At 34.2% G+C, this 24607-nt stretch carries 21 protein-coding genes; 10 read left to right on the forward strand and 11 right to left on the reverse strand.

Going from position 1 to position 24607, the window contains the following annotated elements; all coding sequences use genetic code 11:
- The first annotated feature begins 433 nt into the window (after positions 1-433).
- The 6 genes from QYS49_RS09395 to QYS49_RS09420 all read left to right on the forward strand — a co-directional run bounded on the left by QYS49_RS09395 (position 434) and on the right by QYS49_RS09420 (position 10102).
- Positions 434-2665, forward strand: a complete 2232-nt coding sequence (locus QYS49_RS09395; protein WP_308351539.1) for an NADP-dependent isocitrate dehydrogenase — start codon at positions 434-436, stop codon at positions 2663-2665.
- Positions 2666-2906: 241 nt separating this feature from the next.
- Positions 2907-4670 carry a DUF1800 domain-containing protein gene (locus QYS49_RS09400; protein ID WP_308351540.1) on the forward strand — a complete coding sequence of 588 codons (1764 nt, stop codon included), beginning with the start codon at positions 2907-2909 and terminating at the stop codon, positions 4668-4670.
- Between the two features lie 3 nt (positions 4671-4673).
- Positions 4674-6374, forward strand: a complete 1701-nt coding sequence (locus QYS49_RS09405) for a DUF1501 domain-containing protein (RefSeq protein WP_308351541.1) — start codon at positions 4674-4676, stop codon at positions 6372-6374.
- A 4-nt stretch (positions 6375-6378) separates the two neighbouring features.
- Positions 6379-7248, forward strand: coding sequence for a porin family protein (locus QYS49_RS09410; protein ID WP_308351542.1), 870 nt, complete (start codon positions 6379-6381; stop codon positions 7246-7248).
- Complete coding sequence (locus tag QYS49_RS09415) at positions 7245-8432, forward strand: hypothetical protein (RefSeq protein ID WP_308351543.1); 1188 nt, start codon at positions 7245-7247, stop codon at positions 8430-8432. The genes QYS49_RS09410 and QYS49_RS09415 overlap by 4 nt, the downstream gene beginning before the upstream one ends.
- 53 nt (positions 8433-8485) lie before the next feature.
- A complete protein-coding gene (locus QYS49_RS09420) occupies positions 8486-10102 on the forward strand; it encodes a MutS-related protein (RefSeq protein WP_308351544.1) in 1617 nt (538 codons plus the stop codon).
- On the opposite strand, the gene QYS49_RS09425 is transcribed toward QYS49_RS09420, so the two are convergent.
- The 3 genes from QYS49_RS09425 to rfaD form a co-directional block, all read right to left on the reverse strand.
- Positions 10083-11228, reverse strand: a complete 1146-nt coding sequence (locus QYS49_RS09425) for a BamA/TamA family outer membrane protein (RefSeq protein WP_308351545.1) — start codon at positions 11226-11228, stop codon at positions 10083-10085. The genes QYS49_RS09420 and QYS49_RS09425 overlap by 20 nt on opposite strands.
- A gap of 134 nt (positions 11229-11362) precedes the next feature.
- Positions 11363-12184 carry a mechanosensitive ion channel family protein gene (locus tag QYS49_RS09430; protein ID WP_308351546.1) on the reverse strand — a complete coding sequence of 274 codons (822 nt, stop codon included), beginning with the start codon at positions 12182-12184 and terminating at the stop codon, positions 11363-11365.
- 79 nt (positions 12185-12263) lie between these two features.
- On the reverse strand, positions 12264-13217 hold the full coding sequence (rfaD, locus tag QYS49_RS09435) for an ADP-glyceromanno-heptose 6-epimerase (RefSeq protein ID WP_308351547.1): 954 nt from the start codon (positions 13215-13217) through the stop codon (positions 12264-12266).
- Positions 13218-13308: 91 nt separating this feature from the next.
- Here rfaD and QYS49_RS09440 point away from each other — a divergent pair, with 91 nt between their 5' ends.
- Together QYS49_RS09440 and dnaX are read left to right on the forward strand one after the other, a co-directional pair.
- The gene (locus tag QYS49_RS09440; RefSeq protein WP_308351548.1) at positions 13309-13725 is read left to right on the forward strand and encodes a 6-pyruvoyl trahydropterin synthase family protein; all 417 of its coding nucleotides are present in this window, start codon (positions 13309-13311) and stop codon (positions 13723-13725) included.
- A 100-nt stretch (positions 13726-13825) separates the two neighbouring features.
- Positions 13826-14935: a DNA polymerase III subunit gamma/tau gene (gene dnaX, locus QYS49_RS09445; RefSeq protein ID WP_308351549.1), complete on the forward strand. Its 1110-nt coding sequence runs from the start codon at positions 13826-13828 to the stop codon at positions 14933-14935.
- A 58-nt stretch (positions 14936-14993) separates the two neighbouring features.
- Here dnaX and QYS49_RS09450 read toward each other — a convergent pair whose 3' ends face one another.
- Positions 14994-15143 (reverse strand): hypothetical protein, encoded by a 150-nt coding sequence (locus tag QYS49_RS09450; protein WP_308351550.1) that lies wholly within the window; start codon positions 15141-15143, stop codon positions 14994-14996.
- Here QYS49_RS09450 and QYS49_RS09455 point away from each other — a divergent pair.
- A complete protein-coding gene (locus tag QYS49_RS09455) occupies positions 15127-15513 on the forward strand; it encodes a DUF8493 domain-containing protein (protein ID WP_308351551.1) in 387 nt (128 codons plus the stop codon). The genes QYS49_RS09450 and QYS49_RS09455 overlap by 17 nt on opposite strands.
- 41 nt (positions 15514-15554) lie before the next feature.
- On the opposite strand, the gene QYS49_RS09460 is transcribed toward QYS49_RS09455, so the two are convergent.
- The 5 genes from QYS49_RS09460 to QYS49_RS09480 all read right to left on the reverse strand — a co-directional run bounded on the left by QYS49_RS09460 (position 15555) and on the right by QYS49_RS09480 (position 21024).
- A complete protein-coding gene (locus QYS49_RS09460; protein ID WP_308351552.1) occupies positions 15555-16454 on the reverse strand; it encodes a DUF3078 domain-containing protein in 900 nt (299 codons plus the stop codon).
- Positions 16455-16492: 38 nt separating this feature from the next.
- Positions 16493-16909: a response regulator gene (locus QYS49_RS09465; protein ID WP_308351553.1), complete on the reverse strand. Its 417-nt coding sequence runs from the start codon at positions 16907-16909 to the stop codon at positions 16493-16495.
- 169 nt (positions 16910-17078) lie between these two features.
- Positions 17079-19142 (reverse strand): LysM peptidoglycan-binding domain-containing protein, encoded by a 2064-nt coding sequence (locus tag QYS49_RS09470; RefSeq protein ID WP_308351554.1) that lies wholly within the window; start codon positions 19140-19142, stop codon positions 17079-17081.
- A complete protein-coding gene (locus tag QYS49_RS09475; protein WP_308351555.1) occupies positions 19139-19783 on the reverse strand; it encodes an O-methyltransferase in 645 nt (214 codons plus the stop codon). The genes QYS49_RS09470 and QYS49_RS09475 overlap by 4 nt, the downstream gene beginning before the upstream one ends.
- 2 nt (positions 19784-19785) lie before the next feature.
- On the reverse strand, positions 19786-21024 hold the full coding sequence (locus QYS49_RS09480; RefSeq protein WP_308351556.1) for a M16 family metallopeptidase: 1239 nt from the start codon (positions 21022-21024) through the stop codon (positions 19786-19788).
- A 117-nt stretch (positions 21025-21141) separates the two neighbouring features.
- On the opposite strand from QYS49_RS09480, the gene QYS49_RS09485 reads away from it, so the two are divergent.
- A complete protein-coding gene (locus QYS49_RS09485) occupies positions 21142-22275 on the forward strand; it encodes a glycosyltransferase family 4 protein (RefSeq protein WP_308351557.1) in 1134 nt (377 codons plus the stop codon).
- 104 nt (positions 22276-22379) lie between these two features.
- Here the strand turns inward: QYS49_RS09485 and QYS49_RS09490 are convergent, their stop codons facing one another.
- Both QYS49_RS09490 and QYS49_RS09495 read right to left on the reverse strand, forming a co-directional pair.
- A complete protein-coding gene (locus tag QYS49_RS09490; RefSeq protein WP_308351558.1) occupies positions 22380-23375 on the reverse strand; it encodes a polysaccharide deacetylase family protein in 996 nt (331 codons plus the stop codon).
- On the reverse strand, positions 23368-24591 hold the full coding sequence (locus QYS49_RS09495; protein ID WP_308351559.1) for a glycosyltransferase family 4 protein: 1224 nt from the start codon (positions 24589-24591) through the stop codon (positions 23368-23370). Before QYS49_RS09495 ends, QYS49_RS09490 begins: the two co-directional genes overlap by 8 nt.
- Positions 24592-24607: the final 16 nt, after the last annotated feature.

Below are 24607 nucleotides of genomic sequence, written 5' to 3' on the forward strand. Positions count from 1 at the left end.
GGTGCAATAAGTGAATTTATCATACTGAAATAAAGAAAGACTGATTTCATCTCTGATGGAACCGAAGGAAGCTGTATCTCATTTTTTATGGAAAGATGGCTTGTACCATGAAGTGTTTTGTCATTAGAATTAAATCGTCCAATCTCATAAACAAACCATCAATCCCTAAAAACCCTCTTCAAAGAAATATATACTACACCAATCGCTATTAAAACTGTTCCGCCTGCTATTACAAATTCCATAATTTTTTGTTTAGAAACCTCATGTTTTAAATATTGTTTTGTATTGCAGAAGGAATGCTTTAAGAAATAATTTTATCTGCCCCTACTTTTATTTAATTTCACATTCCGAAATTTGGAACAAGGCTTCTAAATGATCGTTACTTATTGATGTTTATGTTTATTAAAAAATTTAAATCAAATACATTATAACCATGTCTAAAACTGCAAAGATTTTATATACCAAAACAGATGAGGCTCCGGCTTTGGCAACCTATTCTTTCTTACCAATAGTAAAAGCATTTACTGATTCAGCTGGAGTGGTTGTTGAAACTCGTGATATTTCTTTAGCTGGACGTATCATTTCTCAATTCCCTGAAAGGTTAAAAGCAGAGCAACAAATCAATGATGATTTAGCTGAACTAGGTGAAATTGCTAAATCACCAGAAGCTAACATTGTAAAATTACCTAATATCAGTGCTTCTGTCCCTCAGTTGAAAGCTGCAATCAGAGAATTACAATCATTGGGTTATGATTTACCAGATTACCCTGATGAGCCTGAAAATGATGGTGAAAAGAAAGTAAAAGCTAAATATGATAATGTAAAAGGGAGTGCTGTAAACCCGGTTTTGAGAGAAGGTAATTCTGACAGAAGAGCACCTAAAGCGGTAAAGGAATTTGCACAGAAGCATCCGCATAGTATGGGAGAGTGGAGCAAAGATTCTAAAACGCATGTAGCCAGCATGAGTGAAGGAGATTTTTACGGAAGTGAAAAATCATTGACTTTGCCTTCAGCAACTGAAGTAAAAATTGAATTGAAAACAAAATCAGGAAATGTTAAAGAACTGAAAAGTGGTTTAAAACTTCAAGAAGGCGAAATTATTGATGCTGCAGTGATGAGTGCTTCTGCTTTGCGCGCTTTCTTGAAAGCTCAAAAAGAAGAAGCGAAAAAGGCAGGTGTTTTATTTTCCATACACTTAAAAGCAACCATGATGAAGGTTTCTGACCCTATCATTTTTGGTCATGCAGTAAAAGCTTTTTTCGAGCCTGTATTTGAAAAGCACCAAGCTACTTTAGATGAAGCAGGTGTAGATGTTAATAACGGATTTGCTTCTTTACTTTCTCAAATAGAGGATTTACCAGAAGCTAAAAGAAGTGAAATTGAAGCTGATATTGAAGCATGCTACAATGATGGGCCAGATTTAGCTATGGTAAATTCTGATAAAGGAATTACTAACCTTCACGTTCCTAGTGATGTGATTATTGATGCTTCCATGCCTGCTATGATTAGAACTTCAGGTCAGATGTGGAATAAAGATAATAAGACACAAGATACAAAAGCTATTATACCAGATAGAAGTTATGCTGGAGTTTACCAAGAAACAATAGATTTCTGTAAGCAAAATGGTGCATTGGATCCGGCCACTATGGGAAGTGTTTCCAACGTGGGCTTGATGGCACAAAAGGCTGAAGAATATGGTTCACACGATAAAACTTTTGAGATTCCTGAAGCTGGAACTGTTGAAGTTAAAGATGCAAATGGAAATGTTTTATTGAGCCATGAAGTTTCTGAAGGAGATATTTGGAGAATGTGTCAAGTGAAAGATGCACCAATTAAAGACTGGGTGAAATTAGGAGTTAATAGAGCAAAAGATACTGGAGATCCTGCAGTTTTCTGGTTGGATAGCAATCGTTCGCACGATTCAGAATTGATCAAAAAAGTTAATGAATACTTGAAAGACCATGATACTAATGGTTTAGAAATTAAGATTATGAATCCTGTGGAGGCTACTCGTTTTTCTTTAGAAAGAATAGTAGAAGGAAAAGATACAATTTCAGTTACGGGTAATGTATTAAGAGATTATTTAACTGATCTTTTCCCAATTTTAGAGGTTGGGACAAGTGCTAAAATGTTATCTATCGTACCATTAATGAATGGTGGTGGATTGTTTGAAACTGGTGCGGGTGGTTCTGCTCCAAAACACGTTCAACAATTCATGGAAGAAGGTCACTTAAGATGGGATTCTTTAGGCGAATTTTTGGCATTAGCGGTTTCATTGGATCACTTAGGTAAAACTTTCGGGAATGAAAAGGCTAAAATATTAGGAGCTGCTTTAGATAATGCGACTTCAAAATTCTTAGATGAAAATAAATCACCTTCAAGAAAAGTAAATGAGATTGATAATAGAGGAAGTCATTTCTATTTAGCTATGTATTGGGCTGAAGCACTTGCTAAGCAAGAGGAGGATGCTGATTTGAAAAAGATTTTCAGTAGAGTAGCCGAAACAATGAGCTTAAAAGAAGCACAAATCAATGAAGAATTGATTGCAGCACAAGGTAAGCCAGTTGATATGGGAGGTTACTATAAGCCTGAGGAAAGCGTTTTAGTGAAACAAATGCGCCCAAGCAATACTTTAAATGAAATACTAGACTCAATTGTGAGTTAATCTGAAATTACCCCACAGTAATTTTAAAGCTTCTTTTGGATTTTTAATCTAAAAAGAAGCTTTTTTTATGTCTTAAAATTTTCAGATTCTTATCATAATTGAACAAAAACGGAGTAAATGCTAAGCTTTCTTATTAATCTATGAGTCTGTTGTCATGATCGATGAATGTTTAATTTTTTTCGATAAAATTATTTTTAGAGATTTTAATTATTTATTTTTGATGTTGTAGCTTTTAGAATAAATGCCATTAACTCCACTAACCGAGCCATTAGGAAGTCAAAGAGCTTCTCATCTTCTAAGAAGAACAGTATTTGGTGCGACTCCCGATTTAATTCAAGAATTTGCTCAATACACCCCTCAAGAAGCATTAAATAGATTATTTATCGCAGATATTGCGAAGCCTGAGCCACCAATAGACCCTGCAACTGGTCAAGAGTGGATGATGTCAGGAACCTCTGAAGCCAATAGTGAAGGTTTTGAACTAGAACAATATTTCCTAGGTTGGCAATTAGGTCAGTTTTTAGGTTCGAATACAACTGAAGATCAAAAATTATCTTATATTTTTCGAGAAAGGCTAGTTTATTTTTTACATACTCATTTTACAACCAAGAAATCTATTGTCAATAATAGCAGAGCTTTATATTTCCAAAATCAACTTTTCCGTCAGTTTGCCTTTGACCAATTTTTAGCAATAGAAGAGACAGATGAAACACTAAGTTTCAAAGATTTAGTTATAAAAATCTCCTTGGATAATGCCATGTTACAATTTTTGGATGGGCGATTAAATGTGAAGGGAAGCCCAAATGAAAATTATGCCAGGGAATTATTAGAATTATATTCTATAGGAAGAGGATTGGAAGGAACGGATAAAGGTGATAATGAAACCGGTGATTATGGTACTTTTACTGAACAAGATGTTCAGGAAGGAGCAAGGATTTTATCAGGCTTTAATGTCGATCCTTCTTTTAGTTTATTAGATGAACAAACCGAATTACCCACAGGAGTGGCCAAAGGAAATGGTTTAACTGCAGCGCAACATGATAATAATAGCAAACAATTAAGTTTCCGATTCAATAATGCAGTAATCAGTCCTAATCCCGAACTATTGTTAAATGGAGAGGCCACTTATGAAAGTGCGGTAGATGAAATCAAACAATTCATTGATATTATTTTTCAGCAAGAAGAGACCGCAATTCACATTTGTAGGAAAATTTACCGCTTTTTCGTCTATCATGAAGTAAATGAAGAAATTCAAAATGGAGTAATTAAGGATATGGCTGCAGTTTTTGTTGAGCAAAACTTTAGCCTTCAGGCAGTGTTACAAACCTTATTGAGTAGTAAAGAATTTTATGAAGGGGCTGATGGTATTTCAGATGACCATTTTGGAAGCATTATCAAAAGTCCTTTAGATTTAATAATGGGCCATGCAAGAAGTGTTGATTTGCAATTGCCTGATTATCTTTTAAATCCAACTGCATTTTATGAAATCACAAATGATTGGTTAAGGAAAATGGGGGATATGGGTTTAAACTTCTATGAGCCTTTTGAAGTGGCTGGTTATTTAGCTTATCACCAATTTCCTATTTATCACAGAGGTTGGATCACAACATCTTACCTTACCCAAAGATATGCTTATGTACAAAGCGTAAGCAATGCCAATATGGAGGGAATGCCTGTTCAGTTAAAGACACCAATTGAATATGTTGAGCATTATGTTGATAATACTACTGCTTCAAATGCTAAAGATTTGGTGATTGAGATTGCCAATCAATTTTTAGCACTTACAGATAATTTAGGATTTCAAAACCCTGGTAGTAGTCCTTTAACAGAAGAGAGATTAAATTATTTTTTAGATGCTTTTTTGAAAACTTTTCAAATAGACGAAAACCCAGAAGAAGCATGGACCATCCGATGGACACAAGGAGTTGATCGAGAGACGGTAGAAAGACAATTACAGGATCTTTTTAATGCTATTTTGCAATCACCTGAATATCAATTGATGTAGGCCATGAATAGACGAAAATTTTTAAAACAATTAGGATTTGCAGCAGGTGCGCCCATTGCCTTTCAGGGAATTCCTTTGCGTCTTTTATCCTCGCATCAACCACTTAAAAATCTTTTGCCAAAAAGTGATAACGATAAAGTATTGGTTATCCTTCAATTGCATGGTGGAAATGATAGTCTAAATAGCTTTATTCCAATAGAGAATTATGATCTCTATTATAATAGAAGAGCCAATATTGCTATTCCTTATAAAAGTGGAAACAGAACCTTAATTCCATTGGATAGCACACTGGATGCTCCCGATCAGGTTGGACTTCACCCTGATATGATTGATTTCAAGAGTATGTATGATCAAGGTCAGGCTGCAGTTTATCAAGGAGTTTCTTATCCTAAAAACAATGGATCTCATTTCCGTGGTCGTGATATCTGGTTCATGGGTGGTGATTACGATGATTATTATTCATCAGGTTGGATTGGCCGATATCTCAATCAGGTTTATGCACCTTCTGCCTATCCAGATGATTTTCCTAATGCTGGTATGCCAGATCCTTTAGCTTTGGAAATGGGGAATGATACTTCCTTATTATTCCATCAAGAAGGAAATATCCCAACGTCCATTTCACTTGGCAATAGCCCGGGGCAATTGTTAAATCAAATTGAAAATTTAGAAGGATTTTCTGATCAAGGAGTGGATCCAAGAGGACTTCCACCTGAACATCTCAATGGTTCTCCCTATAAAAAGGAAATGGATTGGATATTAGGATTGGAGGATAAATCTGAAACTTATATTAAAAGATTGCAAGAGATTTATCTTTCGTCAAATGAAAGCTCAGTTGAATACCCAGAAATTTATCCTTTTAATGCGCCTTCTGGTAGTTTAAGAAACCCATTAAGTGGTCAATTGAAATTAGTCTCCCGTCTTTTAGGTGGAGGTATTAAAACTAAAGTGTTTTTAGTGAAAATGGGTGGTTTTGATAATCATGCAGGACAAGTTGAGAGCACTAATACGACCATGGGTGTTCATGCCACAAAAATGTATCATATTTCTGCTGCTATGAAAGCATTCCATGCTGATCTGAAAGCAAGAGGTATGGAAGATAAGGTTCTCACCATCAGTATGAGTGAATTTGGCAGAAGAATTCCATCAAACGGAAGTTATGGGACAGATCATGGAAAAGGTGGTGCAGTGATGGTGTTCGGTAATAGAGTAAATCCTGGAGTCTTTGGGACGAATCCTGACCTGAACAAAAGCAATGTTGATTTGCAGTTTGACTACCGACAGCTTTATGCAAGTATTTTGCATGAATGGTTAGGCGTTGATCAAGCAAGTATAAATAATGATATTTTCTTTCGAGATTTTTTCAATGCTACGGATGAAAATGGAAATCCATTGCCTGATGTTGAAATGGTTTCTAATAGCATAACAGGAACTAATTCTTGGCTTGGGAAACATTTTAATGTAGACAATCCTTTTCCAAATCCTGCTGGTAATCAAACTAATTTGAGAATCCAGAGTAATGAACCAGGTAAAGTACGAATTGAAATTCTAGGTATTAATGGCCAATCAATTGGTGTGCTGAATAAAACACTACAGCAAGGTGGCAATGATATTCAATTAGATGTTTCGGGGTTAAAATCAGGCATTTATACTATAAGAGTAAATGCTAAGAACATAAACGATACAAAAAAACTTATCAAAAACTGATTTTATGCCTAAGCTTAGACTATTACCAATATTACTAACCCTTTTTCTAATATGCTCAGTTTTTGATGGTTTAGCTCAACGAAGGAAAAAACCAAGCACTCCTGCGTCTCAGGCTCAAGAATTTCTCAATACCCAATGGTGGTTAGGTATAAGAGGAGGAACTAATTTCACTCAGACGACCTTAATTAAAAGCTATTCTGGATTGAATCCTATCAATTATAGTGATGAAAATTTGGAAAAGGAATATGAAGATTTTGCGAACCCGGCCTTTCATATTGGTCTAGATGTCACTTTCTACCATAAAGGCTTTTCTATTTTAACTTTTCCTACCTTTTTCAGAAATAATATTAATTATAGCAGTGAATTAAATTGGTCTGGAGAAACGGAAAAAGATCAATATGAAACTAGTTATAATGTAAATCAGAGTATAACATTTCTTGAATTGCCAGTAGCTGTTAAATATGATATTATAGGCGATAAAATAAGACCTTTTGTGATGGCAGGAGCTTTTTATTCCATTGCATTTGATGCAAATAAAGAAGTTCAAATTTTTGAAACAGATTATGCTTCTGGCCAGCCAGTGGAATTTGAAAGAGCTAATATTAAACTCAATAATAAAGAGGAAATTAAGAATAATTGGGGAGTATTGGGTGGAGTTGGCGTAAGCTTCGATTTTTGGAATATCCGGTCTATTATTGATGTACAGTACCGACACAGTTTTCAGTCTATTGTAAATAGTGAAACTCGTTTTGATGAAAACACTTTTTCCTCTTTCGGAGAGGTTCAAGATGATTACAGTCTTCAAAATTACAGTACCTCTTTAAGTTTTGTTTTTCCACTTCGATATATAGATAGCCAGTTTAAAGCATTATGAAACGGAACCTACTATTTCTTATCTTAATTTCTTCAATTTTTACTTTGTCATGTGATAATGATGAAGTGGAACCGCAGCAACAATCATTTTTGAAAATTTATGATGATGCGAATTATAATGCTTCTTATAATCCTGTAGGGCTTCAGTTTAATGCTAATAATTATTACATTTTATCAGAAAGAAGACTTTCATCCAGTGATTTTTCAGGTATAAATTTGGTGGTCACAGATTCAATTGGCGATTTCGTGAGTGAACAACAATTGGAGGAAATGTTTGTAGCCCCAACAAAATCGCTTTTGAAAGTCGGTAATCTACTCTATTTCTTCTGCATGGATAGAAATACACTTCGTCCATATTTAGTGGTTATTTCAGAAGACGGTACTTTAAATACTATCAGCCTGAATACTACTGCATCTTATCCACTGGCAGCAAATGTAACAGCTAATAATAACTTATTGCTTTTATCTTATGATCCAGATGGGCTCAATTCAATCATAACAGAAGTCACTACGGAAGGTCAGATTTTGCAACAAGCAAGCTATTCTATAGGCCCAGGAAGTGATGTTCAGGATGCAATTGTTAATCACTTTACAAAAAGAAGTGCCAGATTACCATTTTTCTGTGGACAAGCAGGAGGCAGTACTTATTATTTCAATGGATTTTATAATTATACCTTGTCCATGGTATTTACAAACTTTGGAGATGATCCTACAGGTGTATTGCAAGGGCAAGGATCAGATGCAGGATTGAAAGCCGCTTATTCATCTGCATCAGGAGGTTTTTCTATTGTTGGCTTTCAGTTTTCAGACCATTTTATGAATGCTAAAGCAACACTACCGACAAGTAATATTAGTTCTTCGGTTAATCTATTCGACAGAAATGTTCCAGAAATTGCGGAAAAAGCCATTTGCAGAATTATTCCATATAATGGCTTGAATAGGGAGGTGATCATCATTGCTTCTGAAACAGAGGGGCGACAAGTGGTGTTATATTTTTATGATTTGAACACAGGACAATTAGAAGCTACTTATTATTTAGGGACTTTAAATCCGTTTACCCTTTCAAGTGTTATTGAATTGGAAGATGACGGGATTGCAATAACGGGTACTACTTTCTTGGCAGGAAGATTTGAAAGAATTTATCTGCAAAAAATAACGAAGGAGCAATTAGTTGGAATTTTATAGCTTGATTTTAAAAAATTAAAGCATCTTGCGAGTTCGCTAGCAACTCGTTTAAATTGAAATTATTCAAAAATAAATTTAAGAATTCAAAAAATGATAAGGTCTTTGGAAAGATTAAATCCGAAACCTTTCTCTTTAGCTGGATATCAGAATATTTCCTAAAAGCTCATAAATCCGAATCATCACATGTCCTTTCAGATGAAGTATGTGATGACCTGGATTTTGATGAGTTATTCATGTTTTTGGATCGAACCAATTCCAAAATTGGTCAGCAATATCTTTATCATCATCTCAGGACTTGTAATGGTAATACTATTACGAAAGAGGAAGAATATTTAATTCGTAGGATTAATGAAGATGAGCAGCTTAGATCATTTTTAGAAAAACAGTTGTCAAAACTCGATCAGAAAGAAGCTTTCTACATCGCAAAATTATTTCAAGATAAACCCATAGAAGCCCCCAAGTGGTACCGGCTGCTTCCGTTTTTATCCGCTTTATCCTTTGTTGCAATTATCAGCCTTTTATTTAGTACGATTATGGTTTATGTAGTTCCTGTTTTGGTTATCATCAACATGGGGCTTCATTACAGAAATAAAAACCATCTTGCCCATTATATTTCTTCCATACCGGAACTTGTAAAATTGCAAGCTGTAGCTAAAAAGCTAAATGGACATGATTGTGATTTTTTCACAGATGAAAAATTAGATAAATCTATATCTGCAATTGATAAGGTGAAGAAACACTTCTATTTATTTCAAATGGAAAACAAGGTACAAGGGGATATGACCACCGCATCCTGGGGTATCTTGGAATTAATTAAAATTATGTTCGTTATAGAACCTATTCTGTTTTTTAAGGCACTTAAGCGAATAAAGAGAAATCAAAAACACATTAATATATTATTTAATGCTATAGGTCGACTCGATATGCTTTGTTCCATAAGTTCTTTAAGGACAGGTATTGGAAATTACTGTTTCCCAGATTTTTCAAATTCTGAAAGAGGTATAAAAGCAGATGGGATTTATCATCCATTAATTGAAAATTGTGTGATCAACGATATTGATACTGCAGGTAAATCTATATTATTGACAGGCTCAAATATGTCTGGCAAAACTACATTTATTAGGACTATTGCTATCAATACCATAACATCGATGGCACTAAATACCAGTTTTGCAGAGGCTTTTCAAATGCCGAAAGTCAGACTGATGTCTGCTATCAGGATAAGTGATGATTTAATGAATGAAAAAAGTTATTATTTTGAGGAGGTATCCACTATAAAAGAGATGATTACTTGTTCTGAAAGCAGGAACTGTCATTTATTCCTTCTAGATGAGATTTTTAAAGGAACTAATACGATAGAAAGAATTTCAGCTGGGAAAGCCGTGCTATCGTATTTAGCAAAGCATAATAACTTGGTTTTTGTATCTACGCATGATATTGAGCTTGCTGATTTGTTAAAGGAAGAATATGATCTATACCATTTTAGTGAGATCATAAGCAATAATGAAGTTGATTTTGATTACAAACTTAAAGAGGGGAAGCTTAAAACCAGAAATGCCATCAGAATCCTAGATATAAATGGCTATCCAAAAACGATTATTGAAGAAGCTGAAAAAACCGCAGGGAGATTAGATTTAGAAAATTCCACTGCTAAAATGCCTCCCCAATAAATAAATAAAAGCCAGGGCCTTCTTGAGTGAAGGCTACATCTAATCGAGTGTAAATATCTTTTTTAGGGAATAATAAAAACCGAAGCCCGGCACCACCTGAGACCACAATATTTGATAAATCGAAGTTATTTAACTCCGAGAATACCTTACCTGCACCTGCAAATACCGCGGCTCCAATTCGGTCAGTAAAACCAAAAGGAATTGGAAGAAAGCGATATTCAAATTGAGCTGCCAATTGATTTCGATCTCTGTATCTGCCATAATAATACCCTCTCATTATGCTTTCTCCACCCATTAAAGCCAATTGATTAAACGGAACATCACCCGAATTAAATTGCCCCAATAGTTGCGCAGCAAATACATTGTGATTGCCAACAGGTCGGTAAATTCTTGTGTCGGATATCACAGTAGTGAAATCATATGTGCTTCCCCATCCTTGATTGTAATGAAGTAAAGCAAGTTCTGAGAAAAATCCTTTTCTTACATTTAAAACATTATGTCGGTTGTCATGCACTAGGCCGAGTCCAAAACCTAAATTAGTGGAGCCTTCGCTTCCTAATGGCAATTCCTGAATTCCGTTATTGCTTTCAGCGGGCACAAAGTCCACATTGCTTAAACGTTGAAAATCCATTTCTAAGCCTACAAATACATCTTTTTTGATTTTTCGTAAAACCCTTTCTTTGATAAAGATCTGATTAGCATCAACTCGCGCTATATAATCTTCAGGGGAGTCATTACCAATTCCGTGATAGAATAATGGGAAACTTTGAAACCGTAATCTACCAAGGAAAAACCATTTGTCTTCATCTGAGTAAATAGCATGATCAAACCATAATCCATATTGATTTTCTAATGTGAAAAAAGTAAATCCATTTATTTCACTTAAGCGGTTTGAGGTGTCTTGCTTGGCATAAAACACTAGCAATGAGCTTAATCCAAATTCCCAGCTTGTTTCAGGTGCATAAGCAACTGTTGGGTAAATCAAGAACTGTGGTTTGGATATATCGCTTGTATCATTGATTAGATTATTAAAGTACCTTTTTACAAAATTCTGAGCGTAGGAGGAGTGGCCACAAACAAGAAACAAGGCTAGTATAAATACTTTTACTGAGATAGTTTTCTTCACAAATATATTATTATGTAATCCCTTCAAGAACGACATTCTTCCTTTAAGTAGTTAAAATTTTCAGATTTTTTTTCAATAAAAAAAGCCTTCGACTAAATCGAAGGCTAAATTTAAAATATTTATGTTCATATTTTTTATTTGGTTCTCATATGAATATCTCTTTGCGGAAATGGAACTTCAATATTTTGCTTAACAAATTCGTTGTTAATAGCTTCCATATTATCCCAATATACTGGCCACAAATTATCAGTATCAGTCCAAACCCTAACACTTAAATCTAATGAACTATCTCCAAAATTAGTGAATTTCACTGCTGGCGCTGGATCAGCATGAATTCTTTCATCTCTTGATACTACATCTAAAATGATTTCTCTGACTTTACTGATATCAGAACCATATGCTACACCCACTTTTAATTCTGCTCTTCTAGTGTCTTTTATAGTGGTGTTCGTGACATCTGCGTTAGCTAATGCTCCGTTTGGCATCACAATCACTTGATTATCAAATGTTCTGACATAAGTATGAAGAATATCGATTTTCTCTACAACCCCAAAGTAACCCTTAGCTTCAATGATGTCATCAACTCTGAACGGTTTTGTAACTAAAATCAATATTCCCCCTGCAAAGTTGGATAAACTGCCCTGTAAGGCTAAACCGATCGCTAAACCAGCTGCACCTAAAACACCGAGTATAGCAGCAATTTTAATATCAATGCTTTGAGCGATGACCAATACTAAAGCGATATAAAAGACGAATCTAAAAAAAGAGCTTAAAAAAGATACAAGGGATACCTCCAATTCAGATTTCTTGAAAGCTTTCTTGATTCCCTTCATGAGGTAACCAATAGTAATTCTCCCTACAATAAATATGAGAATTACCTTTATTAGTGCTATTCCAATTTCGATAGCGTAAGTATAAATTTTATCTAATAATTCCGGATCTAATTGTTCAAACATATTTTTATGGTTTGGTAAGTTTTAGTTTAACATTGAAAATAAATGTTATGACATAAATTATTTTATCGTATTAAACTGTTTATAGTTTCATTTCTTTGATATAAGCATCTACACCACTTTCCAAATCAGTAAATTGATAAGGGTAGCCAATTGTTTTTAATTTTTCCATTTTTGCCTCTGTGAAATATTGATATTTATCACGAATATCAGCAGGAGTATCAATAAAACTGATGTCTTCTTGTTTATTCATGGATTTAAAAACGGCTTTCACTAAGTCTAAGAAAGTACGAGCTTTTCCACTACCCAGATTGTAGATTCCGGAATTTTTTCGGTGATGCATTAACCAAACCATCACATTCACCACATCATCTACAAAAACAAAGTCTCTCATTTGCTCCCCATCCTTAAATTCAGGATTATGAGAACGGAATAATTTCATTTTACCCGTTTCAGAAATTTGCTTGTAAGCATGTAAAATCACACTGGCCATTCTGCCTTTATGATATTCCCTTGGGCCATAAACATTGAAAAACTTTAATCCTGCCCAGTAAAATGGTTTTTTATCTTGCTTAAGCGCCCATTTATCAAATTCATTTTTTGAAATACCGTAAGGATTAAGGGGTTTTAATTCAGGGATTTTGCTTTCATCATCGTCATAACCTAGTTCCCCAAGTCCATAAGTAGCTGCAGAGCTAGCATAAATTAATGGAATTTGCATATCGATACATCTTTTCCAAACTTCTTTAGTGTAATCGGTATTGAGTTTAGTCAGTATAGCTAAATCAAATTCTGTAGTATCTGTTCTAGCACCTAAATGAAAGATAAATTCAATTTCTTTTTCATTTTGTTTATCTAGCCATTCAAAAAACACTTCCCTTTCGATTTTTTCTTGAATTTTTAAGCCTTCCAGATTTTTATTTTTTTCAGCATTATCAAATTTGTCAACCGCAATAATGTGGTTAAAACCCTCAGAATTGAGTTTTTTGATGAGGTTTGATGCGATAAATCCAGCGGCTCCGGTAACTATTATCATAAGATGTATGTTTTTGTAATAAGCTATTTAAGCAAAACTATTTATTATAAATGAATAAACGTATATTTGCAGCCTAAAAATTAAGATTGACATGGTTTACGTTAATCGTAAAGAACATTTTAACGCAGCACACAAGCTATTTAATCCTAACTGGAGCCGAGAGAAAAACGAAGAAGTTTTTGGTCCTTGCGCCAATGAAAATTGGCATGGTCATAATTTCGAGTTGATTGTAACAGTGAAAGGAGAACCTGATCCTGACACAGGATTTGTGGTAGATTTGAAGAAGTTAAGTAACTTGATTAGATCTGAAGTGATTGATAAGGTGGATCATAAAAACCTTAACATGGATGTGCCTTTTCTGGAAGGAAAAATGGCAAGTTGCGAAGTAATTATAGCTGAATTTTGGAAAATTTTAGAACCGAAAGTAAAGCAATTGCAAGAAGGATCTAGTCTTCATAAGTTAACACTTTATGAAACTCCTAGAAACTTTGTGGAGTATTACGGCTGAGAATATAGCTAAAGTATCATCTTAGAAAAATCTTGAAAAAAAATCATAATTATCCTTAATTCATATCCTAAAATCAAAAGGGTATTTATAAATTGCGCTAATGGAAAATTTTGTTGTATCAGCAAGGAAATATAGACCAAAAGGTTTTGATGAGGTAGTAGGGCAGAAGCATATTACTACTACTTTAAAAAACGCAATTGACAACGATCATTTGGCGCAATCTCTTTTGTTTTGTGGGCCAAGAGGGGTTGGTAAAACTACTTGTGCTAGGATTTTAGCAAGGCTGATCAACGATTTTGAAGTAGATAACATGGAAGGTTCTTCCTCCCTTAATATCTATGAGCTGGATGCTGCTTCAAATAACTCTGTGGATGATGTTCGGAATCTTATTGACAAAGTAAGAGTACCGCCACAGCATGGAAAATACAAAGTCTATATCATAGATGAGGTTCACATGCTTTCGAATGCAGCCTTTAATGCTTTCTTAAAAACATTAGAGGAGCCACCTTCTTACGCTATTTTTATTTTAGCAACTACTGAAAAGCATAAAGTAATTCCGACTATTCTTTCAAGATGTCAGATTTATGATTTTAATAGAATAAAAGTTTCGGATATATCAGATCATTTAAAAGATATAGCAGAAAGGGAAGGGATAGAAGCAGAAGAAGCCGCTTTACACCTAATTGCTCAGAAAGCGGATGGTGCTTTGCGTGATGCGTTATCCATTTTTGATTTGATAGTTACTTTCTCTCCTGATAATAAAATTACCTATCAGACAACTATAGATAATCTCCATATTTTAGATTACGATTATTATTTTAAAGTAACAGATGCTTTAAATAATGAAAAAATACCTCAAGCTTTATTACTTTTTGATGAGGTCTTGAAAAATGGCTTTGATGGACATAATTTCATTAATGGACTTGCTGCCCATTTCAGAGATTTATTAGTTTGTAAAGACGAATCTACTTTACAGTTATTAGAAGTTTCAGAACAGGTGAAAGCACAATACAAGCAGCAAGCTGCTGAAGTTTCTCCTTCCTTTATACTTTCAGGTCTTCAAGTTTTAAGTCAAACGGATCAATCTTATAAGGCAAGTAAAAATCAAAGGTTGGCAGTTGAATTAGCATTGATGAAACTAGCCAAAATTAATAGTGCAATTGATTTGGCAAAACAGAATGATGCTGTTTTAAAAAAAAAAGTGAGCTAAGTCAGTCTGAACAAGAAGATTCAACATCAAGTGAAGCAAAAAGCACCTCCCTTGCAGATCAAATTTCTGCTAAGGCAACCCAAAGCAAACCTTTAAAATCTTCTCCTTCCATTCCAAAACCAGGAGAGAAAATTAAATCTACTCCAGTAGAGTCCGCTTCCGAAAAGAATGCAGAAGATGCTAAGCAGGATTTGGATGATAATGACAATACTGAAGAAGGTAAGCAATTAAATGAGGGAGAATTAAAGTCTGCTATCTTAGAGTTCATCAAAAACGATAAAGTGGGTCCCGTAATCGAGAATTCTTTAAAAAACTCCGTAAAGCTAAAAGGGGAGATGATTACGGTAGAATTAACTAATCCTGTTGAGGTAGATGGAATTGAAAAAATAAAGGCTGATTTACTTACATTTATTAGAAAGAAATTTCAGAATAAGGCTATTCAATTACAGCATCAAGTTAATATTGAAAAGGCGGCTGAAAGACCTTATACCCCTAAAGAAAAGTTCGAGGCCATGCTAAAAGAGAACCCTATTTTAGGTAAACTCAGAGATACTTTTGGTCTCGATACTGATTACTAAACTTAATCGTTGTTGATTTATAGAAATAGAGAATGCTTAGCTTATATCTTTATGTTAAGCCCAATGTTCATTACACTTTTAAATTGGATACCAGCTACATTTCTGGTCTCGCCTGTAGTTTCATTTACAATGATTTCTTTTGATTTGATATCGTTATCGTAAATTAATTGAGTACTGTAACTAGCAGATAAGAATTTATTGATTTTAAAATTGAGAGCTGTTTCCCAGTTGACGTCAATATTTCCTATTTTTTCGTAATCAGAAAATAAGTTAAGGTTTGTAGATAGATTTACGTTATCCCATATGTCCTTTTGAAAGGAAGAAGAAAAGTTTAAACCAGCCTGAATTCTATAAGTTTCACCCGGATTAACCCCATAAGCACCTGCAGCGGACAAACTGTCATCTGTTACAAAAGTTGTTTTTGATGATATTGGAGAGATGGTAGCCGTAAATATCTTTTTATAACGATAGGTTATACCAATATTGGCTAATAAAAATCCAGGAGCCATAAAGCGTGAAATGACTTGATTTCCTTCTTCATTTAAACCTTCGGTAAATTGCGTTCTGAAATCCAAAATACTGGATACAAATATTCTTTTTCTTAATTGGCGGCTATAGCGAGAAGTTAAAATAATATTATCATCAGTTTTTACAAAGGGCTGTTCGCTATCCCCTTGTCTTAATAAGCCATATGCCATGTCAAGGCGATTGTCCCAAGCATCTTTATCCTTTTGGTAATTAATATTAAAGTTTGTTAAGCCAGCAATTGAAATTGAACTTTTACCACCACCATTCCAATTGGTAAGGTTAACCTGAGAAAAATTTAGGTTTAACACTGCACCTTTACTCCAATAAGTAGTATCAGATGGAATACTATCATTTTGTGCAAAAACAGATGAACTTAAGATTAGGAGGAATAAAATACTGGTAATAATCTTCATAAAGTAATGATACTTTTAAAAATCAATGAATTACTAATCTAGTATAGGTCAAGAGAACGGATTTCATTAAGTGCATTCTCGGTCAAAGGTTTTGTAATGAATTTAATTACATGATCATTATTCACAATCTTATCAATATCTCTTTTATTGTCAGAACTTGATAAGATGATAACCTTACATTTATCTTTTACGATATCCGAGAACTTTTCGAATTCATATAGAAATACGAAACCATCCACAATTGGCATATTGATATCCAAAAATATAATATTAGGAAGCTTATCAGGATCCTCCTTGTGCTCTTCCAAATATTCTAAGGCGCTCTTGCCCGAATTTTTGATTTCAACGTATTTTGCGAACTCAGTTATTTCAATGATTCGCTTGCTAATGAAATTGTCAGTATCATTATCATCAACAAGCATCACTAAATCAACAGTTTTTGTAGCTGTTACCATGTAAATTTACCCTTGTAATCTATTGATTAATTTACTCTGTTTAGAGTTATTTCTAAACATAAGTAAAGTTTTTTTTAATTAAAACATAAATCTTTCGAAATGCATTATTTTTTCGATAGATAACACAAATGTAAGATATTGTAGGCAAGATTTTAGTTAAAGGCAATATTTATTTCTGCTTTATAAGAATTAATTCTCCCTCTTTTAAATTATAATCTTGCTTATTATTCCACTCCATGATTTCTTTTAAACTGACATTGTATTTTTTTGCCAATGCATACATTGTATCTCCTGAAGTTACCTTATGTTTAATACTTCCTTTAACAGTTTCTGATATAGGTTCTTCTGTTTGATTTTCTTTTGGTTTTTCTTGTGTTGCTTCAGTCACTACTTTAGATGCTTCAACTACATATCCATCTTTGTTTACTTTAATTATCTGACCGATCGACAAAGTGTCTCTGATTTCTAATTCATTAACATTCAATAATGTTGAGATTTTCATATTAAACCTATTGGCAATGGAGAAAAATGTATCTCCTTTCTTTATAGCATATTCTACAAAATCATTTTGGTCAAACTCATCAGATTCATCCAATTCATTTTCATCTTCTAAATCAGATTCAGAATTTTCTTCTTCCACCGCTAACTCAGTTTCTCGGGTGGTTGTAGTGTCTTTGTCAGAGATTGCTTTTGCTTCACTATCAATACTATCGGTTTGATTAACGGATAATTCTTCTTCTTTTGGTAAGTTTTCTGTGGGTGTTGTTATAGTGCTATCCTGAACAACTCTTGGATCTTCAGATGAAATAGAATCCAAAAGAACTTCTTGTGGTTTCTCTTCTTTTTTCTCTAGTATAATTTCCTCTGAATTTTTCTTTTCTTGACTTTCTGAAGATTCAGTTATTTCAGCTTCTTCTTTTTTTTGCGGTGCTTCTCTATATTCTATGGGGATATTTGAAGGTCGATTATGACGCAACCATAAAACTCTTCCTTCTTTAGGATCTTGAGGAGGTTCCATTCTATTTTTTCTGTACAGTTTTTTCAACTTAACTCCATACTTTTGACTTATTTCCCACATATTCTCATTTTGAGAAACCGTGTGATAATAAAATTTCGCTCTATTTCTTTTTCTTCTTAAGTAATAGATTTTACCTGTTTTTAGCTCTTCCCTGATTTTGAGATCGTTCCATCTTCTAAATTTAAATTCATCAACCCCTGCTGTTTCGGCTAATTTCTTTACAGTATATCCAGCAGGAGCATAAATCCCATCCAGCCCATTTATTTCAACTTCATGAGGGATTGATCGATCTGATCTACTTGGGTAATTATCTATTAAAGGAAAGTTTTGCTGTTGGCTATCGTCAATGTCTCCAGGGGTGTTTTCCAATGCCATTTTCTTTTTGCTCTGCAATTTTTCAATTTTCTCTAAGTTGCTTAGCGGTACAATTACAGTGTAATTTTTGTCTTCAGGTATTTTACCCCTCTTAATCCACTTATTATATTCCTCAATAAGTTCTGTTGATATATTTTCCTCTTTTGCAATTTCTTTAAGTGTTGTACCTTTTACATTATCCACTTCCTTTAAGTAATACGGAGGTTTCGAAGTGCCAATAGCATTTTCAAAAGCTACTTTATGGGCTAGGAATTTTTTCAAATACCAATAACTATCACTCGTTATTTTCAAACGGCTCTTACCGAAATTATTATCGTCTATAACATCAGCCGCACCACCACGCCCTCTTTGGTAAGCAATTAAAGCATAAGCCCAATTATCAAAGTATTTGTTGTGATCCTTTAAATAAGTTGCGGCTGCTCTACTTGAGGAAACGATATTCATTCGCTCATCTATCAGACGATCAATTCTTAAATCGTTTTCCAATCCAGAAATTTCCTTGAATTGCCAAAAGCCCACAGCATTACTACTAGAGACTGCATCAGAAACTAAAGCACTCTCTTGAATCACTAAATATTTGAAATCTTCGGGTAAGCCTTCTTCCTTAAAAATCCTTTCTATGATGGGCATATACATGTCCACCCGTTCCAATTTCTTTTGAAAGTATTTTTCGCTACGAGTTAAAGCATCAACATCAGCTTGTATGTCTTTTATGGCGCCTGCAGTAAGTCTTAAATCCATATTGGCAAATTCCATACGTGAAGGAACTTGCTGAGCCCACAGCTGTGTGGAAAGAATTAGAATAGTAGCAGTAAATAATAATAGAAGTTTTATATTCATTTTTTTCTTAAAATCATTAATCCATCACGGATTGCGAATAGTACATTTTGAACTCGGTCATCTTGATGCACAAATTCGTTGAATTCCAGCATACTTTCAGTGTCTTTATCTAATTTTTTTCTGTTTTTCTCCAACACTTTTCCACTCCACAATACATTGTCAACCAAAATATAACCTCCTTTTCTGACTTGGTCAATACAAAGTTTATAGTAGTTTAAATAATTTGATTTATCGGCATCTATAAACACCATGTCCCAAGTTTTATTGAGTGTTGGCATAATTTCCAATGCTTTGCCTATTTTCATTTCAATTTTATCAGAATATTCTGATGATTGGAAATATTCTCTTACTCTTTCTTCCAATTCTTCATTTACATCTAGGGTAATGAGTTTCCCATTATCTTTCAATCCTTCTGCCATGCAAAGAGCAGAATAGCCTGTATATGTCCCAATTTCTAATATGTTTTCAGGTTGAATCATATGAGAGAGCATGGATAAAACCCTGCCTTGCAAATGACCACTAAGCATTCGCGGTTTTAGCACCTCGGTATGCGTCTCTCTATTGATTTTATAAAGCAACTCACTTTCGGGCTCAGTATGGGCTTCAATATATTTCTCTAAATCTGGATCTAAAAACTCCATAATTATCTTCTTTTGGCTTTGTATGTTAAGATGCTCAATCGATCATCAGCAAAAATTTCATGTGCGGTATCTTGTAGATCTTTAGCAGAAACCAGCTTTATTTGCTCAAAAAGCTCATCTAAAGATTCGATTTTATCTTTATCCAATAAGCTTCTACCCATCATTAGCATATAGCTCATATTATTTTCTTCTGCCATGGCTAATTGCCCCATCAGTTGCTGTTTGGCTACGTGCAATTGCAAACTCCCCAAAGGTTTTTCCTGCAACTTCCTTAATTCCTTTTTCACTAGTTTAATGCTTTTCGGAAGTTGTCCTGGATCGGTTCCGAAAAATATACTGAAAAGTGCTGTGTCCGTAAAGGGATGGTATCCGGCATCAATAGCATAAACAAATCCGTGTTTTTCCCTTAGTGCCATATTTAATCTACTGTTCATTCCAGGGCCTCCCAAAATATTAACCAACATAAAGAAAGCTAATCTTTTTGGATGGTGAATAGGGTAGGCAGTGGCACCAATTGCACATTGAGATTGTGATATTTCCTTATTAAAATTTATAGTGTTAGGCTGATAAATATCAAAAGGAATTCTATCTCTTTTTCTTTTATGATGCTCAATCGGTTCTAAATATTTTTTAGTGTAACGTTCTAGTTTTTTTTCCGAGATATCTCCCACAATAGAAAAAACGGTACGCTCAGTATCTAAATTTTCTTCCAAAAACTCCAAGAAATGCTGTCTGGTAAAACTTTTCAGGCTTTCTTCAGTCCCTAAGATATTATTTCCTAAAGGATGCCCAGAGAAAATCACCTCATCGAATTGGTCTTGAATATCATCTTCAGGAGAATCTTTGTACATCGCCATTTCTTCCAAAATGACTTGTCTTTCTTTTTCAATTTGTTTTTCAGGGAAAATAGATTGAAAAGTGATATCCACCAATAAATCCATTGCTTTATCCAGATATTGCTCCAACACTGAAGCATGGAAGAAAATCTTTTCTTTGGTAGTGTAGGCATTTAATTCACCACCAACAGAATCTAGTCTATTGAGAATGTGGAAGGTTTTTCGTCTTTTTGTGCCTTTAAAAGCCATGTGCTCCCAAAAATGAGCAATTCCCACCTGATGTGGTTTTTCATCACGGCTTCCAATGTCCAAAGCAAAACCGCAATGCACTATTTTTGAGTTGCTTACCGGCTGGTGGATAACTCTAATTCCGTTTTCTAAAGTCTTTATTTTATATCGATTCATTCATTCCCCGCTTAGGTGCAAAACTACAAATTATCTTTCTTTTTAAAGAAGTAATGAGTACTACATAAGAAATTTATTTAGTTTTGGGTAGATTCAAATTCTAAGAATTAATTAAATATGCATATAGCTTTTGAAGCCAAACGTGCTTTCAACAATTTTACTGGATTAGGTAATTATAGTCGATTTGTAATTTCTGCTTTAAAAGAGCATTATCCAGAGGAGCAGTACTCACTTTTTACTCCAAAAATATCTAAACGCGAGGAGGCTAAAAATTTTTATAAAGAGAATAAAGACATTACAGTTCTACCATCAGGACTTTGGAAAGCAGGTTCTTTAAAAAGTGCGTGGCGCTCCAACAGGATAGGGAAGCTGGCTGTAAAACAAAATGCCGATGTTTTCCATGGTTTGAGTAATGAGTTACCAAGTGGATTGAAAGGCAATACTAAGAAAATTGTCACCATTCATGATTTGATTTTCTTACGCTATCCTGACTATTACCCATTTATCGATAGGAAAATATATAAGAAAAAATTTAAGTCAGCCTGTAAAAAAGCAGATGAAATTATTGCTATCAGCGAACAAACGAAAAATGATATCATTGAATTTTTTGATATTGATGCAGCTAAAATTAATGTAGTCTATCAAGGAGTGCATCCAATTTATAATCAGGATTTGAAAACTAGAAGATTATTGTATTTGCTTGATCAGTATAGTTTACACCAACCTTATTTCTTGTATGTAGGGTCGATTGAAGATAGAAAAAATGCCAAGGATTTGGTTCAGGCTTTTAAATTAGTTTTAGATCAGGTTAAGCATGATTTATTACTTTTGATTATCGGAAAAAAAACAGACTATCAAAGAGAAGTGGAAAAAGAGATTAATTCGTTGAAACTTGGTCAAAGTGTTCGAATTTATAATAATATTCCTTTTACAGAATTGCCTTATCTTTATAAAGGAGCGGTAGCTTCGGTTTATCCTTCCAGTTTTGAAGGTTTCGGTATTCCGGTATTGGAATCGCTATCAGTGGGCACTTCAGTTGTTACGGGTAATCAATCCGCTATGAAAGAAGCAGGAGGAGAGCACGCACTTTATGCAGACCCAAAAAATCACGAAGAGCTAGCTGCACAGATGGTGAAATTAGCTGAAGATAATGATTTTAATGAACATCTGATTAAGAATGTAGATGCTCACTTGGCAAAGTTTTCATCAAGAAAGATCGCTGGGGATTTGATGGATTTGTATAAAAAGTAGGGTGATGGGTGTAGGATGTTGTGTGATCAGGTCATACTCAAAACCTAAAACATATAACCTAAAACTCATATCCAATTCCTAATTACCCCATTCGTAATTCGAATTTACTTATACCGCAAGCTAATATCAGTCAAATGATTCATGCTGCTAATAAAATGGTCATAACCTTCTTCCTTGCTGGTTTGATTGATTTGCAAGAGATGGTCTGGTTGGCAAAGTAACATCAAAAGCTTTAAATCATCAATTGATAATTTTGAATGAAATTGAGTGACTAAAGCTGAACTTTGTTTCAGTAATGCTTTCTGCAATGGATTATTAGTATAATCCGGAATTTTATGTTCCCAAGATGGTGAGCTTAATGGTAAACTCACTGCATAAACACTATGCTCATCTTCATTATCCATTAAGAATAGTTCTTGAATCTGTTTTTTGTTTGAAATATCCTTATCTATGAAATCAGAGGTATAGGCACTTCCATATCCATTTACTAAACTAATTTGAAAATTATCAGGGCCATCACCATTGGAAAGTAAAATATTAAAGGGTTGAGCTGTGTTTGATTTATAGACTTGACCAGAATGCTTTCCTGCCAGATGCCAGGTATTTGCAGTGGCTATTATGCCCTGATAGCCTAAAGATTTTACTATTTCCGCAATTTGGTCATCATACAAACAAGCTGTATTGATGAACATGCCTGGTTTCTTATCGAAATATTCCTTCAAGCCCTCTAAATACAATTCTGCTTCTTTTTTGAAAAGAATGGGGGAGCAGAGATAACTAAATGAATGATATGCACAAGAACCGACCAACTGAATTTTACTGGCTTTGACTTGCTTTTTGATTTCAAGCAATAGATCAGTATTCAGCTGATTGAGAAAATATAAAAATGGTAGACTGAAATAAACCAAAGGCGATTTATTTTCTTCTGCCATATTTAAAACCGTTTTTAATTTAGGTTGAATGGTATTAACGAAATCCACAGAAAAATCCTTCTGACTTTTGGTTTCATCAATAGCAGGAAGGTTTTTTCCAATATCTAAAAAAGATAATTTTTTCACCTCTAAAGGGTGATTGAAATGTATGATTTGATAATTATCCATTTTTCAATTCTTGCTTTAAAGCTGAAAATATATCATCTGAAACCGTCTCCCAATTTCTTTTCTTAACAGATTCTGCATTATCTTTTGCAATTTTTGAAGATTGCTCTCTATTCGTCAGTATTTCTCTAATAGCTGTTACATAGCTGTCAATATTGCTTTTTACCACCTTGGGCACATCTTTCAAAACTTCTGCTACTCCGCAATTTTTAGATAAAACCACTGGTAATTCTAAACTAACGGCTTCTAATGCTGACAATCCAAAAGGTTCTGATAATGAAGGCATCACCATCACCTGAGATGCTTTCATAATGGCAAAAACATCCTCTTGAGGAAGATGACCAGTAAAATGTATTTTATCTAGAATAGCTTTTTCAGTTGAAGAGGCAATCATTTCTTCTAGTAATTCTCCTTGTCCTGTTACTACAAAACGAAGATTTTTCTCCTTTTTTAATAAAGCGTCTGCTATATCAATAAAAGTTTTAGCTCCTTTTTGCAGACTTAATCTTCCGCAAAACAGAATAATATCCTCATCAAATGGTGCTTTATAATCAGACACTTGTAATTCATCAATTCCATGGTGAATTACTTTTATTTTAGAGGCTTTAATTCCGTATTCTTTTACCATAATTTTTTTATGGTATTCGCTTACCGCAATCACTAAATCGGCTATTTGCATGCCTTCTTTTTCCAAATCGAATAACCATGAGTTGCTTATTTTTCCGGCTCTGTCATAATCTAAAGCATGAATGTGCAGTACAAATGGTTTGCCGCTCAGTTCTTTCAAATTTTTAGAGGCAGGAATGGCTGTCCAGTCATGAGCATAAATAATATCAAAATCTAGATTTCTGCTTTTCGAAATTATTATTTGACTGAAATCTTCTAGGGCTTCCTGTACAGAGATTTCTATATTTTTATTGTCATTTTGGTGCTGTTCTATTTCAACACTACTTGCATAGAAATAAGGATTCAACTCACTTTTAACGGAAAGGTGAACCAAATCGGCATTCAGTTGCTTTTTGTTGGTTAATTTTTGTCGGTTTAGTGTTTCGGTTCTGCTGGTTTCTGTTTCCTGATCAGCTAATTCTTCTGCACTTTCAACTGAAAAAAGCTTTAAATGCACATTTTTAGCTAAATTTTGAGCAATATGATAACAGGCAATTCCTAATCCACTGTTTTGTGGGTTTGGATTCCCGGGACCTATCATTAATACCTCCATGAGCAATTGTTTTTAA

Source organism: Marivirga salinae (assembly GCF_030503855.1).
GTDB classification, from domain to species: Bacteria; Bacteroidota; Bacteroidia; order Cytophagales; family Cyclobacteriaceae; genus Marivirga; species Marivirga salinarum.

Excerpts from the sequence above, each read along its gene's own strand:
- QYS49_RS09395 (WP_308351539.1), top strand. The coding sequence starts at position 434 with ATGTCTAAAACTGCAAAGATTTTATATACCAAAACAGATGAGGCTCCG.
- QYS49_RS09400 (WP_308351540.1), top strand. The coding sequence starts at position 2,907 with ATGCCATTAACTCCACTAACCGAGCCATTAGGAAGTCAAAGAGCTTCT.
- QYS49_RS09405 (WP_308351541.1), top strand. The coding sequence starts at position 4,674 with ATGAATAGACGAAAATTTTTAAAACAATTAGGATTTGCAGCAGGTGCG.
- QYS49_RS09410 (WP_308351542.1), top strand. The coding sequence starts at position 6,379 with ATGCCTAAGCTTAGACTATTACCAATATTACTAACCCTTTTTCTAATA.
- QYS49_RS09415 (WP_308351543.1), top strand. The coding sequence starts at position 7,245 with ATGAAACGGAACCTACTATTTCTTATCTTAATTTCTTCAATTTTTACT.
- QYS49_RS09430 (WP_308351546.1), bottom strand. The coding sequence starts at position 12,184 with ATGTTTGAACAATTAGATCCGGAATTATTAGATAAAATTTATACTTAC.
- rfaD (WP_308351547.1), bottom strand. The coding sequence starts at position 13,217 with ATGATAATAGTTACCGGAGCCGCTGGATTTATCGCATCAAACCTCATC.
- QYS49_RS09440 (WP_308351548.1), top strand. The coding sequence starts at position 13,309 with ATGGTTTACGTTAATCGTAAAGAACATTTTAACGCAGCACACAAGCTA.
- dnaX (WP_308351549.1), top strand. The coding sequence starts at position 13,826 with ATGGAAAATTTTGTTGTATCAGCAAGGAAATATAGACCAAAAGGTTTT.
- QYS49_RS09460 (WP_308351552.1), bottom strand. The coding sequence starts at position 16,454 with ATGAAGATTATTACCAGTATTTTATTCCTCCTAATCTTAAGTTCATCT.
- QYS49_RS09465 (WP_308351553.1), bottom strand. The coding sequence starts at position 16,909 with ATGGTAACAGCTACAAAAACTGTTGATTTAGTGATGCTTGTTGATGAT.
- QYS49_RS09470 (WP_308351554.1), bottom strand. The coding sequence starts at position 19,142 with ATGAATATAAAACTTCTATTATTATTTACTGCTACTATTCTAATTCTT.
- QYS49_RS09475 (WP_308351555.1), bottom strand. The coding sequence starts at position 19,783 with ATGGAGTTTTTAGATCCAGATTTAGAGAAATATATTGAAGCCCATACT.
- QYS49_RS09480 (WP_308351556.1), bottom strand. The coding sequence starts at position 21,024 with ATGAATCGATATAAAATAAAGACTTTAGAAAACGGAATTAGAGTTATC.
- QYS49_RS09485 (WP_308351557.1), top strand. The coding sequence starts at position 21,142 with ATGCATATAGCTTTTGAAGCCAAACGTGCTTTCAACAATTTTACTGGA.
- QYS49_RS09490 (WP_308351558.1), bottom strand. The coding sequence starts at position 23,375 with ATGGATAATTATCAAATCATACATTTCAATCACCCTTTAGAGGTGAAA.
- QYS49_RS09495 (WP_308351559.1), bottom strand. The coding sequence starts at position 24,591 with ATGGAGGTATTAATGATAGGTCCCGGGAATCCAAACCCACAAAACAGT.